Genomic DNA, 16,419 nt, shown 5'->3' with positions numbered 1-16,419 from the left:
TCAGCCAACGGATCCTTCCATTTGCAGTTCGATGAGACGGTTCAGCTCGAGCGCGTACTCCATGGGCAGCTCGCGGGCGATCGGCTCCACGAAGCCGCGCACGATCATGGCCATGGCCTCGTCCTCGGGCAGACCGCGCTGCATGAGGTAGAACAGCTGCTCCTCGGAGACCCGGGAGACCGTGGCCTCGTGACCCATGGTGACGTCGTCCTCGCGGATGTCCACGTACGGGTAGGTGTCCGAGCGGGAGATCGTGTCCACGAGCAGGGCGTCGCACACCACGTTGGACTTGGAGTGCTTGGCGCCCTCGCGCACCTGCACCAGACCGCGATACGCGGAACGACCGCCGTTACGGGCCACGGACTTGGACACGATCGACGAGGACGTGTTCGGGGCGATGTGCACCATTTTGGAGCCGGTGTCCTGATGCTGGCCCTCACCCGCGAACGCGATCGACAGCGTCTCACCGCGGGCGTGCTCACCGGTCATGTAGACCGCGGGGTACTTCTGGGTGACCTTGGAGCCGATGTTGCCGTCCACCCATTCCATGGTGGCACCCTCGTGGGCGATCGCGCGCTTGGTCACCAGGTTGTACACGTTGTTCGACCAGTTCTGGATGGTCGTGTAGCGCACCCGGGCGTTCTTCTTGCAGATGATCTCCACCACGGCGGAGTGCAACGAGTCCGTCTTGTAGATCGGCGCGGTGCAACCCTCGATGTAGTGGACGTAGGAGTCCTCGTCCGCGATGATCAGCGTGCGCTCGAACTGGCCCATGTTCTCCGTGTTGATGCGGAAGTAGGCCTGCAGCGGGATATCCACGTGCACGCCCTTGGGCACGTACACGAACGACCCGCCGGACCACACGGCCGTGTTCAGTGCGGCGAACTTGTTGTCGCCCACCGGGATCACGGTGCCGAAGTACTCCTCGAAGAACTCGGGGTGCTCCTTCAGCGCGGTGTCCGTGTCCATGAAGATCACGCCCTGGCGCTCCAGGTCCTCGCGGATCTGGTGGTACACGACCTCGGACTCGTACTGCGCGGCCACACCGGCCACCAGACGGTTGCGCTCCGCCTCGGGGATGCCGAGCCTTTCGTACGTGTTGCGGATGTCATCGGGCAGCTCCTCCCAGGAGCCGGCCTGCTGCTCGGTGGAGCGCACGAAGTACTTGATGTTGTCGAAGTCGATCCCGGACAGGTCCGCACCCCACGTGGGCATGGGCTTGCGGTCGAAGAACTTCAGACCCTTGAGCCGCAGCTGGGTCATCCAGTCCGGTTCGCTCTTCTTGGCCGAGATGTCCCGGACCACTTCTTCGTTGACGCCGCGGCGCGCGGAGGCACCGGCGTCGTTCTTGTCGGCCCAGCCGTACTGGTACTGACCGATCCCCTCGAGCTCCGGGTTCATCTCCAGGATCTCGGAAATCGTGGTGTCACCTGACGTGTTGCCCGCGGTCTCCGCGGGCACAATGCGCTCGGTCATGACAACCCTCCCTGTCGTGCGGTTGTGTGGTTGGTGGAATTCGAGTGACCCGCAGTGCGCAGTTGCAGCGGGACGTGTGTGGTGCAGACGTGGGCGCCGGCCGCCATGGTGGACAGCCTGCGGACGTCCACGTCCAACAGTTCGGAGATCAGTGCAGTTTCCTGTTCGCAGAACTCGGGGTACTCGCTCGCGATGTCCTGGATGGGGCAGTGGCCCTGGCACAGTTGCGCCGAGCGCAGCGTAACGCCCTTGGGTCCCCGCGGGGTCACGGTGGTGTGCGAGGCCACGAAGCCGTCGCGGCTCATGGCCGCGGTCAGGGCGTTGAGGCGATCGTCGACGTCGGGCCCGGCCGCCTCGACCTGCGGGCGGTAGCGTTCGCGCATGCGCTCGATCTGCTCGGCGACAAATGCTTGCACGAGCTTCTCACCGCCCACGCGCTGCATGGTCTCCAGCGCACGGTGTGCGAGTCCGAGGTAGTCGTGGCCGAGCTGTTCGTGGCCTCCGGGGGCGACGACGTAGCGCCGGGCCGGGCGCCCCGCGCCCGATTGCGCGCTGCGCAGGGCGGAGACCTCGATGAACTGTTCGGCCTCGAGCGCGTCCAGATGGCGCCGGACGGCGGCGGGGGTCAACCCCAGGTCCTTGGCGATCTGGGCGGCGGAGATGGGACCGTGGGCGAGCACCAACGAGAGCACCCGGGAACGGGTGGTGTCATCCTGGTCCGTGCGGACCGCACCGCGGTCCGTGGCAGGTGAACTCATGCTCGGTGCAACATCCTTCGAGTGATGACGGTTGGCTCGGGGCGCGGCTTCCGCGTCGATCCCACCGGGTGAGCGCCATGCAGCGTAAAAACCCTCGTGGTGGGACACGCAATACATAACGAGGGTATGTCCTAATCCATTCCCGGCCAAACGGCTCCGATAGGGGAACCGGGGCCCAAGACCCTTCGGCGAACCCTCCAGCCAGTACCGGGACGGACGTTCTAGACTGTCCGGGTGCAGATCCACCCCGACCCCGCTCCCACGTCCCCGGCGACCGCGACCGACACCGGTCCCGCCCTGCACATCGAGAACCTCGTGAAGACCTTCGAGGGCCGGGGTGAGCCCGTCCGGGCCGTGCGCGGGCTGAGCCTGGCCGCGGAGCACGGGAAAATCACCGCCCTGCTCGGGGCCAACGGGGCCGGCAAGACCACCACACTGCAGTGCGCCCAGGGGCTGCAGCGCCCCACCTCCGGCAGCGTCCGGTTGCTCGGGGAGGACCCGTGGCACGCCTCCCCCGCATTGCGGGCGCGCGTGGGCGTGATGCTCCAGGACGGGGGTCTACCGCCGTCAGTGCGCCCCGGGGAACTGTTGCGCCACGTCAGCCGGCTCTACGCGGACCCCGTGCCCGTGGCCGAACTCGTGGAGCTGCTGGGCATCGAATCGTTCCTGACCACGGGGATCCGGCGCCTGTCCGGCGGGCAGAAGCAACGCGTGGCCCTGGCCGCGGCCCTCGTGGGCCGCCCGGACGTGCTGTTCCTGGACGAACCTTCGGCGGGGTTGGACCCCCGCTCGCGCCACATCGTCTTCGACCTGATCCGGCGCCTGCGGGACAGCGGGGTGTGCATCATCCTGACCACGCACCTCATGGACGACGCCGCTCGCCTGGCCGACTACGTCTACATCGTGGACCGGGGCACGATCGCCGCGCAGGGAACCGTTGCCGAACTGGTCAGCGCCGAACGCCACGCACCGCTCGTGATGAGCATCACGCTCGCCAAGGAGCACGCCGGCCTGCTGCGCGCGGACCCGCCGTGGCGCACCCCGCGGTTCGACGACGTCGAATGGAGCGTCCAGGACCGCACCGTGACGCTGACGGGCCCGCTGGACGCACCACGGATCCGCGAACTGACCGCGTGGGCCACACAGAACGACACCTTGCCGGAGGCGCTGAGCGTGCAACCCCGATCCCTTGAGGACGTCTTCCTGGAAGTCTCCGGGGGGAATGCCTCGTGAGCACCTCGACCCACGAGTCCTCGGCGACCGCAGCGCCGTCGTCCCCCGCCGGGGCCGCGTCCCTGCCCCGGCGCGTGCTCGCTCAGGCGCGCTTCGAGACCATGACCATGATCCGCAACGGCGAACAGTTGCTGCTCCTGCTGATCCTGCCCGTCATGGCACTCGTGGCCCTGACCGTGACCGACCTGTTGGACCGCTACCGCGTGGGGGACGCATCCCGCGTGGACGTGGCCGTGCCCGGGATCCTGGTGCTGTGCGTGATCTCGAGCGCGTTCTCCGGACAGGGGATCCAGACCGGTTTCGACCGTCGCTACGGGGTGCTGCGCTACCTCTCGACCACTCCCCTGGGTCGCGCCGGGCTGATCGCGGGCAAGCTACTGGCCATCCTGGCCGTGCTCGCGGTGCAGTACGCGGTGATTGCGGCCGTGGCCGTGCCCCTGGGCTGGCGGCCGTCCTGGGAGGCCGTGCTGGGGTCCGTTTTCCTCCTGATCCTCGTGGCACTCGCATTCACCGGGCTCGGCATGCTGATTGCGGGGACCCTGCGCGCCGAGGCGACCCTGGCCGTGCTCAACGTCGTATGGGTCGCGCTCGCGGCCGCCGGCGGCGTCCTCTTCCCGGTGAGCGTGCTGCCCGGGTGGCTCTCGTGGCTCGTGGCGTGGCTGCCGTCCTCCGCGGCCGGTGAGGCGCTGCGGGAATGCTTCCTGACGGGTAGTGTCTCCCCCGTGCCGCTGCTCGTGCTCGCCGCGTGGGCCGTGCTCAGCTGGGCGGCCACGGTCGCCTGGTTCAAGTGGGTGTGAGCTCACCCGCGTGAGCCCGCTGCACCCAGGGGTTTCCCACGCTGTTCTCGCTACACTGGAGGGGTCCCATCCCCTCTGCCCTTGGATGCTCCGTCATGTCTGATGTCGCCCGCCGCACCGCCACCGATTCGTTCTGGTGGCCCGCCACCGTGACCCCGTGGGTGCGGGGACTCGCGGTCGCATCCCTGCTGACCAACTCGCTGTTAATCCTCACGGGCGGGCTCGTGCGCCTGACGGGTTCCGGGTTGGGCTGCCCCACGTGGCCGCGCTGCACCGCCGACTCGTGGACCAGCACCCAGGAGATGGGCGTGCACGGGCTGATCGAGTTCGGCAACCGCCTGCTGACGTTCGTGCTCACCGTGGTCGCGGTGCTCACGTTCCTCTCGGTGCTCAAACTGCGTCACGAGCACCCCAAGCTCTTCCGCCTGGCGCTGTTCCTGCTGATCGGCATTCCCCTGCAGGCCGCGATCGGCGGCATCACCGTCCACGCGGACCTTCACCCGCTCGTGGTGGGGGTGCACTACCTGATCTCGGCCATCATGATCAGCCTGGCCACTCTGCTCGTGCTCAACACCCGCCGGGACGGGCTGTCGGTGGTCGCATACGAGCAGCGACCGGGGCAGTTGCACGGCTCCCGCTCCGCCGCACGCGTGCTGGGGGCGCTGACCGGTGTGCTCACCGCCGTGATCCTCTATCTCGGGACGCTCGTCACGGGCACGGGCCCCCACGCCGGGGACGAGGACAGTGCGCGGCTCGCGTTCGACTCCGTGATGATCGCCCGGGCGCACGCCATCCCCGTCTACCTCCTGACGTTCACGGTGATCGCGGGCATCGCCCTCACCGTCGTGAAGTCCCTGCCGCGGATCCTGCGCAACGCGTACCTCATCATGGCGGTCGTCATCGTGGCCCAGGCGCTGCTGGGGTACTACCAGTACTTCAACGGGGTCCCGGTTCCCGCCGTGGCCCTGCACATGGTGCTCTCGGCCGTGCTGATCTGGGCGGCCACGCGGGTGGTCTCGTTCAGCGTCTACCTCGCACAGGACACCCACGAGTACGCGGCACCCATCGACGAGCCCGCCGACGACGCCGCTCGCGCCACACCCGCGCACACTGTGCGCTGATCGCGAGGCACCGAGCTTATTCTGCGACGAAGGTCGCCGAGGGTGCGAACGAGCGCAGCCGCTCCACGGCGTCCGAGAGCAGCCGCTTGCTGTGGGACGGGATGGGCAGCAGGGGACGGCGGGGAGCGCTCGTTCGCACGCCGCACACCTCCGCCAACGCGTAGAGCACCGACAGGGGCCGTTCCTGACTCATGAGGTGCATGAGGGGATGCAGCGCGGCGCTCCAGGCGGCGGCGTCGTCCGCGCGGCCCTCCGCGACGGCGCGGTGGAAGGCCACGAACTCGGGCGCGAACAACGCCGCCATGCCGCTGTGCCACGCCGCGCTCGGGTACTCGTCCACGATGAGTTGATCGCGGCTCACACCGTGTACGGTGCCCGGTTCGGCCTGCTGCGCGAAGAGCAGCTGGCGGGAGTGGAAGAGCCGACCGGACGCCGCGGTGTCCTTGAACGCGACCACGTTGTCCAGCCACGACAGCTCCGAGGCCAGTTCCACGGGGTACGTGAACCCGGTGGTGGTCGGGTTGTTGTACAGGCACAACGGCAGGGACATAGCGGAGGCGACCGTTTCCACCTGGTCCGCGATCTCCTGGGATACCAGCGGGATGTAACTCACGGGGCTCAACACCAGGCCGTCGGCACCGTTGTTCTCGGCGGAGTACGCGAACTGCATGACCTCCCGCGTGGTGATAGCGGAGATCCCCACGCCCACGGGCGTCCCCGAGCCCGACGCCGCGTCCACGGCCGTGCGGACCACCTGCGCCCGTTCCTGGGGGTCCAGGTAGGCGAACAGACCGGAGGTCCCGAGTACCACGATCCCGGACACCCCGCTGCGCGCGAGCTGCGCGACACTGCGTTCGAGGGAATCCAGGTCCAGCCCGCCACCGGGGAGCAAGGGGGTCACGGGGTAGGCGATCACACCGGAGAAGGTCATCGAGAACATGGACCCATTTTAGGTGACCCTAACCAGCTTTCCAGGACACCCAGCCCGTGCGTGACGTCGAGAACGAAGGGCGGACGGCGTCGTCGTCCGTGGTAACGCCCGGACGGGATCCCGCACGCTGGAGCGGGCCGGGCGAGACGCAAGCCCGAAGGGCTCCGACGGGAACGGCCCGGGTCAGAAAATGGGCCCGCCCAAGAACGGGTCCAGGGCCACGCCCACGAACACGAAGGTGATGTAGGCGATCGAGCCGTGGAACACGTACATGGCCTGCTTGAGCGTGGGCTTGCCGACGCGGGCCAGTCCGTAGAGCTTGTGGCAGTGGTACGTGAACCAGCCGCCGGAGATCAGGGCGATCACACCGTAGACCCACCCGGCGTCACCCACGGGGATCAACAGCAGCGAGCAGATCACGGTGGCCCACGCGTAGAGCACCACCTGAGCGCCCACGGTGCGCGCGGTGTCCACCGCACCGAGCATGGGCACGCCGGCGCGGGAGTAGTCCTCCGCGTACTTCATGGACAGCGGCCAGTAGTGCGGCGGGGTCCACAGGAAGATGAACGCGAAGAGCACGAATGCGGGCCACTCAAGGGTCCCGCGCACCGCGGCCCAGCCGATCAATACGGGCATGCACCCGGCGATCCCGCCCCACACGATGTTCTGCGCGGTGCGGCGCTTGAGCACGATCGAGTAGAACACCGCGTACAGGGCGATGGCCACCACGCCGAGCACACCGCACAAGACGCTGACCCCCAGGGTCAGCCACGCGACGGACACGACCGAGAGCACCCACGCGAAGATCAGGGCCTCACGCTCCCCCACCTCACCGGTCACGAGTGGGCGCTTGGCGGTGCGCCGCATGAGCCGGTCCTCGTTGCGGTCGATGTAACAGTTGAACGCACCCGCCGCACCGGCCGCGAGCGCGCCGCCGATAAGGGTGTTGAGCACGAGCAAGAAGTCGGGGACGCCCTGCTGGGCGAAGAACATGGTGGGCACGGTGGCCACGAGGAGCAGTTCGATGATCCGGGGCTTCGTGAGCGCCACGTACGCTTTGAGCTTACGACCCAAGGTCATCCGGCCCTGATACCCCACGGGCTCCACGGTCCCGAGGCGGGTCCCGGTCACTCCGTGTCCGTGCGGCGCGTGGGATCCGTGGGATTCCGGGTGCGTCGCGGTGTCAAGGTGATTCACGGAATCAATGCTCCAAAGAACGTGGGTGGCCCGGCCGTGCGCCGGGAGTGCCTGGGGCGGGCGCGCCGCACGCGCACCGATACCCGGTCATCAGTATAGCCGCCGGTCCCGGCCCACGCCGGGGTGATGTCCGGCACGCGCTTGTGCCCGTGGCGCGGGCCGCGGTCGTCCCTGCCACGCGGCGTCCCACCGGACTAAGGTTGATCCCGGAACATGCGTTCCGGGCCGATCGTCGCGGCCGAGTCCGCGGCGGAGTGTTCCGGATCGTGACCGCACAACCCGTCTAGGAAAGGGGCGCGTCACCGTGCCGAACCTCGATCAACCGTTGAGCTGGACCGAGAAGGACGCCCGTGCGGTGGACACCGCGCGTGTGCTCGCCGCGGACGCCGTGCAGAAGGTGGGCAACGGCCACCCCGGCACCGCCATGTCCCTGGCCCCGGTCGCGTACCTGTTGTTCCAGAAGATCATGCGGCACGACCCCTCCGACGACCGCTGGACCGGGCGTGACCGGTTCATCCTCTCCCCCGGTCACACGTCCCTGACCCTGTACCTGCAGCTGTACTTCTCCGGCTACGGCCTGGAGATGGAGGATCTCGAGTCCCTGCGCACGTGGGGTTCCAAGGTCCCGGGTCACCCCGAGTACCGCCACACCACGGGTGTCGAGATCACCACGGGTCCGCTGGGCCAGGGGCTCGCGTCCTCCGTGGGTTTCGCGTACGCGCAGCGTTACACGCGCGGTCTGTTCGACGCCGACGCCGCTCAGGGCACCTCCCCGTTCGACCACACCGTGTTCGTGATCGCCTCCGACGGTGACCTGCAGGAGGGCATCACCTCCGAGGCGTCGTCGCTGGCGGGCACCCAGGAGCTCGGCAACCTCGTGGTGATCTACGACGACAACAAGATCTCCATCGAGGACGACACCAACGTGGCGTTCAACGAGGACGTCCTCAAGCGCTACGAGGCCTACGGCTGGGACACCACGCGCGTGGACTGGCGCAACGGCGGCGAGTACCAGGAGGACGTGCAGGGGCTGTACGACGCCATCGTCGCGGCCACCAAGGTCACGGACAAGCCCTCGATCATCGCCCTGAACACCATCATCGGCTGGCCCGCCCCCACCAAGCAGAACACCGGTGGCGTGCACGGTTCCGCGCTGGGCGAGGACGAGGTCGCCGCGACCAAGAAGATCCTGGGCTTCGACCCGGAGAAGTCCTTCCAGATCGAGCCCGAGATCTTCGAGCACGTGCGCGCGGTCGGCGAACGCGGCAAGCAGGAGCGCGCGCAGTGGGAGAAGTCCTTCGCCGAATGGCGTGAGGCCCACCCGGACAAGGCCGCGCTGTACGACCGGATCAAGAACGAGGAACTGCCCGAGAACTACGAGGACGCGTTCCCCACGTTCCCGGCGGGCAAGGCCGTGGCCTCCCGCAAGGCCTCCGGTCAGGTCATCAACGCCATCGCGGACACCTTCCCCGAGCTGTGGGGCGGTTCGGCGGACCTCGCGGGGTCGAACAACACCACGATCGACGACGCCAAGTCCTTCATCCCCGAGGCCCGCTCCACGGCCCAGTGGTCCGGTTCCCCGTACGGCCGGGTGCTGCACTTCGGCATCCGTGAGCATGCTGCCGCAGCGATCGTCAATGGCATCGTGATGAGCAGCCAGACGCGCGCCTACTCCGGCACGTTCCTGATCTTCTCGGACTACCAGCGTCCCGCCGTGCGCCTGGGTGCGCTCATGCGCGTGCCCTCGATCTACGTGTGGACGCACGACTCGATCGGCCTGGGTGAGGACGGTCCCACGCACCAGCCCGTGGAGCAGCTCTCCGCGCTGCGCGCGATCCCGGGGCTCGACGTCGTGCGCCCCGCGGACGCCAACGAGACCTCCGTGGCGTGGCGAACCATCCTCGAGCACCACGAGCACCCGGCCGGGATCGCCCTCACACGCCAGGATCTGCCCACGTTCGCGCGGGAGGACCTTCACCCGGATCACGACGGCGAGAAGTTCGCCTCCGCCGAAGGCGTGGCCCGCGGCGGGTACGTCCTCGCGGACACCGAGGGCGCCCCGGACGTAGTGCTCATCGGCACCGGTTCCGAGGTCCAGCTCGCCGTCGAGGCCCGTGAACAGCTCAAGGCCAAGGGCGTGGCCGCCCGCGTGGTGTCCATGCCGTGCCGCGAGTGGTTCGACGCCCAGGACGAGGACTACCGCAACTCCGTGATCCCGTCCGACGTCAAGGCCCGCGTGAGCGTGGAGGCCGGGATCCGGATGTCCTGGAACGACCTGCTGGGCGATGCCGGACGCGCCGTGTCCCTCGAGCACTTCGGCGAGTCCGCCGACTACCAGACCCTGTACCGCGAGTTCGGCATCACCGCCGAAGCCGTGGCCCAGGCCGCCGAGGAGTCCATCGCCGCCGCTCGCTGAACCCCGTCCCACGTCGCAGGCGGCCCGCTCGGGCCGCCTGCGACGCCCCAGAACCCTTCGACGTGAAGTGAGGACATCATGACGACTCCCACCCAGAAACTCTCCGACGCCGGCGTCTCCATCTGGCTCGACGACCTCTCCCGCCAGCGCCTGACGAGCGGGAACCTCCAGGAACTGATCGACACCAAGAACGTGGTGGGCGTGACCACCAACCCCACGATCTTCGCCGCGGCGCTCGCGGACGGTGAGTCCTACCGCGAACAGGTCGCGGAGCTCGCCAAGGCCGGCGCCTCCGTGGACGACGCCGTGTTCCGGATCACCACCGACGACGTGCGCGATGCGTGCGACCTGTTCACCCCCATCGCCCAGGCCACCCAGGGCGTGGACGGCCGCGTGTCCATCGAGGTGGACCCTCGACTGGCCCAGGACGCCGACGCCACGTCCGCAATGGCCCAGAAGCTCTCGCAGACCATCGACCGGCCCAACGCGCTGATCAAGATCCCCGCCACCGAGAAGGGCCTGCCCTCGATCGCGGCCACGATCGCGGAGGGCATCTCAGTGAACGTGACCCTGATCTTTTCGCTGGACCGCTACCGCGGGGTCATCAACGCGTACATGCAGGGCCTCGAGGAAGCGCTCGAGAACGGCAAGGACCTCTCCACGATCCACTCCGTCGCGTCCTTCTTCGTCTCCCGCGTGGACACCGAGATCGACAAGCGTCTGGACGCCGTGGGCACGGACGAGGCCAAGGCCCTGAAGGGTAAGGCGGGTCTCGCCAACGCGCGCCTGGCCTACCAGGTCTACGAGGAGCAGCTCGAGACCGAGCGTTGGAAGCGCCTGGCCGCGGCCGGCGCCAACCCGCAGCGTCCCCTGTGGGCGTCCACGGGTGTCAAGGACCCGTCGCTGCCGGACACGCTGTACGTGAGCGAACTCGTGGCCCCGAATACCGTGAACACCATGCCGGAGAAGACCCTGGACGCGACCTACGACCACGCCGAGATCACCGGTGACACCGTGACGGGGACCTACCAACAGGCCACGGACGTGCTCAATGCCGTGGCCGAGCAGGGGATTTCCTACGAGGAGGTCGTGGACCAGCTCGAGACCGAGGGGCTGAAGAAGTTCGACAAGTCCTGGGACGAGCTGCTCGCCACGGTGCGCACTGCCCTCGACGAGGCCCGCTGAGCCGAACCCAGCCACTGCGTTGCGGCTGCGATCCCGCGCCGGGCACCCGCCCGGTGAGCAGAGGGTCGAAGCCGCGCCGCGGCGTCGTTGTCCGAAAACCACGTTCCGAGGAGGCTCCCCGTGAGCTCATTGTCATTGCAGGCGGCCGGCGCCGCGCGTGAGGCGATCGACACACACGTCCCGCGTCTGGTCGCCGAGAACTTCGCGTCCAAACTCTTCGACCAGGACCCCGCGCTGTGGGGCTCCGCCGCGCAGGAGGAAGCCGCGATACGGCTCGGGTGGACCGACGCCGTGCGCGTTTCGCGCCCCCTAGTGCCCGAGATCGAACAATTGCGCCACGACTTCGCCCGGGAGGGCGTGACCCGTTTCGTGCTCGCGGGCATGGGCGGCTCGTCGCTGGCCCCCGAGGTGATCACCCGCAGCGCGGGGGTGGACCTGTTCGTGCTGGACTCCACCGACCCGGAGATGGTCACCAAGGCACTCGAGGACCTCGAGCACACCGCGCTCGTGGTCTCCTCCAAGTCCGGGTCCACGGTCGAGACGGACTCCGCCCGGCGCGTGTTCGTGAACGCGTTCGAGCGCGCGGGCATCGATGCACCGTCGCGCGTGGTGGTCGTGACGGATCCGGGCTCCCCCATGGACTCCGCGTCCCGTGAGGCCGGCTACCGCAAGGTCTTCACCGCGGACCCGAACGTGGGCGGTCGCTTCTCGGCGCTCACCGCGTTCGGCCTCGTGCCGTCCGGGCTCGCCGGCGTGGACGTCGCGGCGCTGCTCGACGACGCCGAAGAGGCCACCGAGATGCTGCGCGAGGACGACGAGAACAACATCGGTCTGCAGCTCGGCGCCGCCCTGGGCGGGACGTCCCCGCTGCGCGACAAGATCGTGCTCGTGAACCAGGGCGCACCGTTCGTGGGCTTCGCGGACTGGGCCGAGCAGCTGATCGCCGAGTCCACGGGCAAGTCCGGAACCGGTGTGCTGCCCGTGGTCGTGAACGACGCCGCTCCCGAAGTGACGTCGGGCGCCCCCGACGTCATGGTGGTCTCGCTCGTGGACGACGAGGCCGTCACGGAGGAGCAGGGCGAGGGCGTGCGCGTGGCCGGTTCGCTGGCCGGGCTCATGATGGCGTTCGAGGTCGCGATCGCTGTGGTGGGACAGTTGCTGCGCATCGACCCGTTCAACCAGCCGGACGTGGAATCCGCCAAGGCGGCCACTCGCGAGCTGCTGGCCGCCAAGCCCGAGCCCTCCCCCGCCGCCGCCACGGACGGCGCGATCGAGATCCGTGGCAGTGAACAGCTGCTCGACGGCGCCACGACCGTGCCCGAGGCGCTCGCCGCACTGCTCGCCCAGCTGCCCGAGAACGGCTACGTGAGCGTGCAGGCGTACTTCGACCGTCTCGAGTGGGCGCAGCTCGAGTCGATCCGCGATCTGCTCGCACGGCACACGGGCCGTCCCGTGACCTTCGGCTGGGGACCCCGGTTCCTGCACTCCACGGGTCAGTACCACAAGGGCGGCCCCGAGCAGGGTGTCTACCTGCAGATCACTGCGGCCACGGGCACTGACGTGGACATCCCCGGGATCCCGTTCACGTTCGGTGAGCTCATCGGCGCGCAGGCCGACGGCGACGCTGGCGTGCTGAGCGATCACCACCGTCCCGTCGTGCGGCTGCGGCTCACGGACCGGGCCGAGGGTGTCGCGCAGCTGCTCAGGGTGGCATCGGAGCTGTGACCCGCCACCAACCGCTAACGAACAGGAACACGCGTGCCTGACAACAAGAACTGCAACCCGCTACGCGATCCCCGCGACCGGCGCCTGACCCGGGTCGCCGCGCCGTCGGCTCTGGTGTTGTTCGGCGTCACGGGTGACCTCGCCAAGAAGAAGCTGCTGCCGGCCATGTACGACCTGGCCAACCGTAGCCTGCTCCCGCCGGCCTTCTCCCTCGTGGGGTTCGGCCGGCGGGACTGGGACGACGCCCAGTTCGCCGAGTACGTCAAGGAACACGTCGCCGAGCACGCGCGCACGCCCTACAACGAGGACCTCTGGAACCAGTTCGCCTCGGGTCTGCGTTTCGTCCACGGCGAGTTCGACGACGACGACGCGTACCACCGGCTCGCGCAGACCCTCGACGAGCTCGACCGGGACCGGGGCACCCGCGGCAACCACGCGTTCTACCTCTCGATTCCGCCCAAGGCGTTCGAGGTGGTGTGCCAACAGCTCGCGGACCACGACCTCGCCGACAGCGAGGACAGCACGGGCTGGCGACGCGTGGTCATCGAGAAGCCCTTCGGGCACGACCTCGAATCCGCGCGGGAGCTCAACGCGATCGTGGAACGCGTGTTCCGCGCGGACAGCGTGTTCCGCATCGACCACTACCTGGGCAAGGAGACGGTGCAGAACATCCTGGCGCTGCGCTTCGCGAACCAGATGTTCGAGCCCTTGTGGGACGCCCGCTACGTGGACCACGTGCAGATCACCATGGCCGAGGAGATCGGGATCGGTTCGCGCGCCGGCTACTACGACGGCGTGGGCGCGGCCCGGGACGTGATCCAGAACCACTTGCTGCAGTTGCTCGCGTTCACCGCCATGGAGGAACCCGCGTCCTTCACGGCGCACAACCTGCGCCGCGAGAAGGCCAAGGTACTCGAATCCGTGGTGCTGCCCGAGGACCTCGGGAAGCATTCCGCGCTGGGCCAGTACACGTCAGGGCTGCAGGGCGGGGACTACGTCAAGGGCTTCCACGAGGAGAAGGACATCCCCACGGATTCCCGCACGGAGACCTTCGCCGCACTGCGCGTGGACATCAACAACCGCCGCTGGGCGGGCGTGCCGTTCTACCTGCGCGCGGGGAAGCGACTGGGCCGGCGGGTCACCGAGATCGCGGTGGCGTTCAAGAAGTCGCCCAACCTGCTGTTCCGGGACATGGACAACGACGAGTTCGGTCAGAACGCGATCGTGATCCGGATCCAACCGGACGAGGGCGTGACCATCCGGCTCGGCTCCAAGGTCCCGGGCACCCAGTCCGAGATCCGGGACGTGACCATGGACTTCGGTTACGGCCACGCGTTCACGGAGTCGAGCCCCGAGGCCTACGAGCGGTTGATCTTCGACGTCCTGCTGGGTGAGCCCCCGCTGTTCCCGGACCACTCCGAGGTGGAGCTGTCCTGGAAGATCCTGGACCCGTTCGAGGAGCACTGGGCCGAGCAGCGCGTCATGCCCGAGCCGTACGCGCCGGGTTCGTGGGGACCGGACTCGGCGCACGAGTTGATGGCCCGTGACGGGCGAGTTTGGAGGCGACCGTGATCGTTCAGATGGAGAACACCACCGCGGCGAAGATTGAGAAGAAACTCAATCAGTTGCGGGACGAGAACGGCGTGGTGACGCTGGGCCGCGTGTTGACGCTCGTGGTCCTCGCGCAGGCCGGTCACTCGGAGGTCGCGGTCGAGGCCGCGAACTACGCGAGTCACGAGCACCCGTGCCGAATCATCGTGCACGTAGCGCACTCCCGCACCGACGAGACCCGCTTGGACGCGCAATTGCGCGTGGGCGGGGACGCCGGCGCGTCCGAGGTGATCCTGCTGCACGGCTACGGCGAGCTCGCCGAACCCACTGAGACCCTGGTCTCCGCGCTGTTGCTGCCGGACGCACCCATCGTGGCGTGGTGGCCGCACGACTTCCCCGAGAATCCCAGCACGAGCTCGATCGGGTGCATCGCCCACCGCAGGATCACCGACTCCTCGCGTGCGCCCGCACCCTTCGAGTCCCTGGCACAACTGTCCCAGCAGTACCGCCCCGGGGACACGGACCTGTCCTGGACGCGGATCACCAACTGGCGCATCCAGCTCGCTGCGGTCCTGGACCAGGTGGGGCCCGTGAAGGTGCGCGAGATCGTGCTCGAGGGCTCCACGGTGGCCTCGTCCATGGTGCTTTTGGGGGTGTGGCTGTCCAGCAAGCTCGATGCCCCGGCGACCATCATCACCGACGACACCCGGCGGGGTCTCGACCGCGTGTGCCTGGTCACCGACGACGGATCGGTGCAGCTGCACCGCCCCGGCCGCACCGTGGCCGTGCTCTCCCAGCCGGGTCAGCCGGATCAGCAGATCGCCATGCCCGTGCGGGATCTCAACGCGTGCCTCGCGGAGGAACTGCGACGGTTGGATGCGGACGAGGTCTACGGCGAGGTCATCACCTCGGGGCTCGCGAGTGCCCGGATCACGACCCGCGCCGTCGGTGAGGAGGCCGCGGAGCCTTCCGAGAACACCACGGTGCAGGGCCACGATGCCTCGGCTTCCGCATCGGCCGAGGGAGCCGGCGATGAGTGAGCCGTCCCGCCCGGAACCGCGACTCGTCCCGCACGAGGGTGACGAACGCCTTGCCTGGGACACCGCCGGGCGCGTCCTCCAGGTGCTCGAGCACGCCCAGGACGAACGCGGGGAGGCCACCCTCGTGCTGACCGGCGGGAGCATGGGGACCCGCGTGATCGGTGAGCTGGCCGGCCACCCGGACGCCGCCGTGATCGACTGGTCGCGCGTGAACGTGTGGTGGTCGGACGAGCGGTTCCTTCCCGGTGCGGACGGCGAACGCAACGGTGTCCAGGCCGCGGACGCGTGGGACGAGACCCACGAGCTGACGTGGGACCGCGTGCACCCCGTGGCGGGCTCGGACGAGATCGCGTCGGCCGATGCCGCGGCCGAGGACTACGCCGAGGAACTCGCCGCGGCGGCCGAGAACGAGGGATCCGACACGGGCCTGCCGGTCTTCGATCTGGCCCTGCTGAGCCTGGGCCCGGACACCCACGTGGCATCCCTGTTCCCGGGCCGCGAGGACGTCCTGCGCACGGACGCTCCGGTGTTCGCGGTCGAGGACTCCCCCAAACCGCCGCCCACCCGCATCACCATGTCCCTACCAGCGATCAATTCCGCGCAGCGGGTCTGGCTGCTGGTCGCCGGTGCCGCGAAGGCCGAGGCCCTCGCCACGATCCGACGGCCGGAGATCACCGCGACCGAGGCCCCGGCCAGCGCGGTACGCGGGACCCGGGAGACCCTGTGGCTCGTCACGGAGGACGCCCTCCCGGGCATGCCCGAGGACCCCGACCCGGCCCCGGGCGGGACCGCGGGCTGAGCCCATGATCCCGCCCCCGGGCCCGGCCCGTCACCCGGCACGTACGGGACGACACCGCGCCCCGGATACGACGAGGTCGGCCCGGACCTTCACGGTCCGGGCCGACGTCGTCTGCTCTACTGAGTTCTTCTGCTGTGCCGAGTTCTCGTGCTGTGCCGAGTCGTGGCGACCGGATCAGCCGGTGCGCGTG

At 68.7% G+C, this 16,419-nt stretch carries 13 protein-coding genes; 9 read left to right on the top strand and 4 right to left on the bottom strand.

Features of this window, described 5'->3' with window-relative positions; all coding sequences use genetic code 11:
- Together sufB and Q9R22_RS07690 are read right to left on the bottom strand one after the other, a co-directional pair.
- On the bottom strand, positions 1–1,476 hold the full coding sequence (gene sufB / locus Q9R22_RS07695; RefSeq protein WP_064845266.1) for a Fe-S cluster assembly protein SufB: 1,476 nt from the start codon (positions 1,474–1,476) through the stop codon (positions 1–3).
- Positions 1,473–2,234, bottom strand: a complete 762-nt coding sequence (locus tag Q9R22_RS07690; RefSeq protein WP_064845268.1) for a metalloregulator ArsR/SmtB family transcription factor — start codon at positions 2,232–2,234, stop codon at positions 1,473–1,475. The genes sufB and Q9R22_RS07690 overlap by 4 nt, the downstream gene beginning before the upstream one ends.
- Before the next feature lie 234 nt (positions 2,235–2,468).
- On the opposite strand from Q9R22_RS07690, the gene Q9R22_RS07685 reads away from it, so the two are divergent.
- The 3 genes from Q9R22_RS07685 (at position 2,469) to Q9R22_RS07675 (ending at position 5,385) form a co-directional block, all read left to right on the top strand.
- Complete coding sequence (locus tag Q9R22_RS07685) at positions 2,469–3,467, top strand: ABC transporter ATP-binding protein (protein ID WP_085107480.1); 999 nt, start codon at positions 2,469–2,471, stop codon at positions 3,465–3,467.
- Positions 3,464–4,264 carry an ABC transporter permease gene (locus tag Q9R22_RS07680; RefSeq protein ID WP_242670680.1) on the top strand — a complete coding sequence of 267 codons (801 nt, stop codon included), beginning with the start codon at positions 3,464–3,466 and terminating at the stop codon, positions 4,262–4,264. Before Q9R22_RS07685 ends, Q9R22_RS07680 begins: the two co-directional genes overlap by 4 nt.
- 95 nt (positions 4,265–4,359) lie before the next feature.
- Positions 4,360–5,385 (top strand): heme A synthase, encoded by a 1,026-nt coding sequence (locus Q9R22_RS07675; RefSeq protein WP_098053386.1) that lies wholly within the window; start codon positions 4,360–4,362, stop codon positions 5,383–5,385.
- A 16-nt stretch (positions 5,386–5,401) separates the two neighbouring features.
- Here the strand turns inward: Q9R22_RS07675 and Q9R22_RS07670 are convergent, their stop codons facing one another.
- Both Q9R22_RS07670 and Q9R22_RS07665 read right to left on the bottom strand, forming a co-directional pair.
- A complete protein-coding gene (locus Q9R22_RS07670; RefSeq protein ID WP_311254137.1) occupies positions 5,402–6,325 on the bottom strand; it encodes a dihydrodipicolinate synthase family protein in 924 nt (307 codons plus the stop codon).
- A 174-nt stretch (positions 6,326–6,499) separates the two neighbouring features.
- Positions 6,500–7,396: a heme o synthase gene (locus Q9R22_RS07665; RefSeq protein WP_064845276.1), complete on the bottom strand. Its 897-nt coding sequence runs from the start codon at positions 7,394–7,396 to the stop codon at positions 6,500–6,502.
- Positions 7,397–7,817: 421 nt separating this feature from the next.
- Between Q9R22_RS07665 and tkt the strand changes: the two genes are divergently transcribed.
- The 6 genes from tkt (at position 7,818) to pgl (ending at position 16,229) form a co-directional block, all read left to right on the top strand.
- A complete protein-coding gene (gene tkt, locus Q9R22_RS07660) occupies positions 7,818–9,929 on the top strand; it encodes a transketolase (RefSeq protein WP_131332899.1) in 2,112 nt (703 codons plus the stop codon).
- A 78-nt stretch (positions 9,930–10,007) separates the two neighbouring features.
- Entirely contained in the window at positions 10,008–11,114 is a 1,107-nt protein-coding gene (tal, locus tag Q9R22_RS07655) for a transaldolase (protein WP_131332898.1), read from the top strand.
- 120 nt (positions 11,115–11,234) lie between these two features.
- Positions 11,235–12,839 (top strand): glucose-6-phosphate isomerase, encoded by a 1,605-nt coding sequence (locus Q9R22_RS07650; protein WP_131332897.1) that lies wholly within the window; start codon positions 11,235–11,237, stop codon positions 12,837–12,839.
- A gap of 33 nt (positions 12,840–12,872) precedes the next feature.
- The gene (gene zwf / locus Q9R22_RS07645; protein ID WP_131332896.1) at positions 12,873–14,411 is read left to right on the top strand and encodes a glucose-6-phosphate dehydrogenase; all 1,539 of its coding nucleotides are present in this window, start codon (positions 12,873–12,875) and stop codon (positions 14,409–14,411) included.
- Entirely contained in the window at positions 14,408–15,430 is a 1,023-nt protein-coding gene (locus tag Q9R22_RS07640) for a glucose-6-phosphate dehydrogenase assembly protein OpcA (RefSeq protein ID WP_131332895.1), read from the top strand. Before zwf ends, Q9R22_RS07640 begins: the two co-directional genes overlap by 4 nt.
- Positions 15,423–16,229 carry a 6-phosphogluconolactonase gene (pgl, locus tag Q9R22_RS07635; RefSeq protein WP_131332894.1) on the top strand — a complete coding sequence of 269 codons (807 nt, stop codon included), beginning with the start codon at positions 15,423–15,425 and terminating at the stop codon, positions 16,227–16,229. Before Q9R22_RS07640 ends, pgl begins: the two co-directional genes overlap by 8 nt.
- Positions 16,230–16,419: the final 190 nt, after the last annotated feature.

Source organism: Kocuria sp. PD6 (assembly GCF_031844145.1).
Taxonomy (GTDB): domain Bacteria; phylum Actinomycetota; class Actinomycetes; order Actinomycetales; family Micrococcaceae; genus Kocuria; species Kocuria marina.
This window is presented reverse-complemented; position numbering and strand designations above follow the sequence as displayed.

Excerpts from the sequence above, each read along its gene's own strand:
- sufB (WP_064845266.1), bottom strand. The coding sequence starts at position 1,476 with ATGACCGAGCGCATTGTGCCCGCGGAGACCGCGGGCAACACGTCAGGT.
- Q9R22_RS07690 (WP_064845268.1), bottom strand. The coding sequence starts at position 2,234 with ATGAGTTCACCTGCCACGGACCGCGGTGCGGTCCGCACGGACCAGGAT.
- Q9R22_RS07675 (WP_098053386.1), top strand. The coding sequence starts at position 4,360 with ATGTCTGATGTCGCCCGCCGCACCGCCACCGATTCGTTCTGGTGGCCC.
- Q9R22_RS07670 (WP_311254137.1), bottom strand. The coding sequence starts at position 6,325 with ATGTTCTCGATGACCTTCTCCGGTGTGATCGCCTACCCCGTGACCCCC.
- Q9R22_RS07665 (WP_064845276.1), bottom strand. The coding sequence starts at position 7,396 with ATGACCTTGGGTCGTAAGCTCAAAGCGTACGTGGCGCTCACGAAGCCC.
- tal (WP_131332898.1), top strand. The coding sequence starts at position 10,008 with ATGACGACTCCCACCCAGAAACTCTCCGACGCCGGCGTCTCCATCTGG.
- pgl (WP_131332894.1), top strand. The coding sequence starts at position 15,423 with ATGAGTGAGCCGTCCCGCCCGGAACCGCGACTCGTCCCGCACGAGGGT.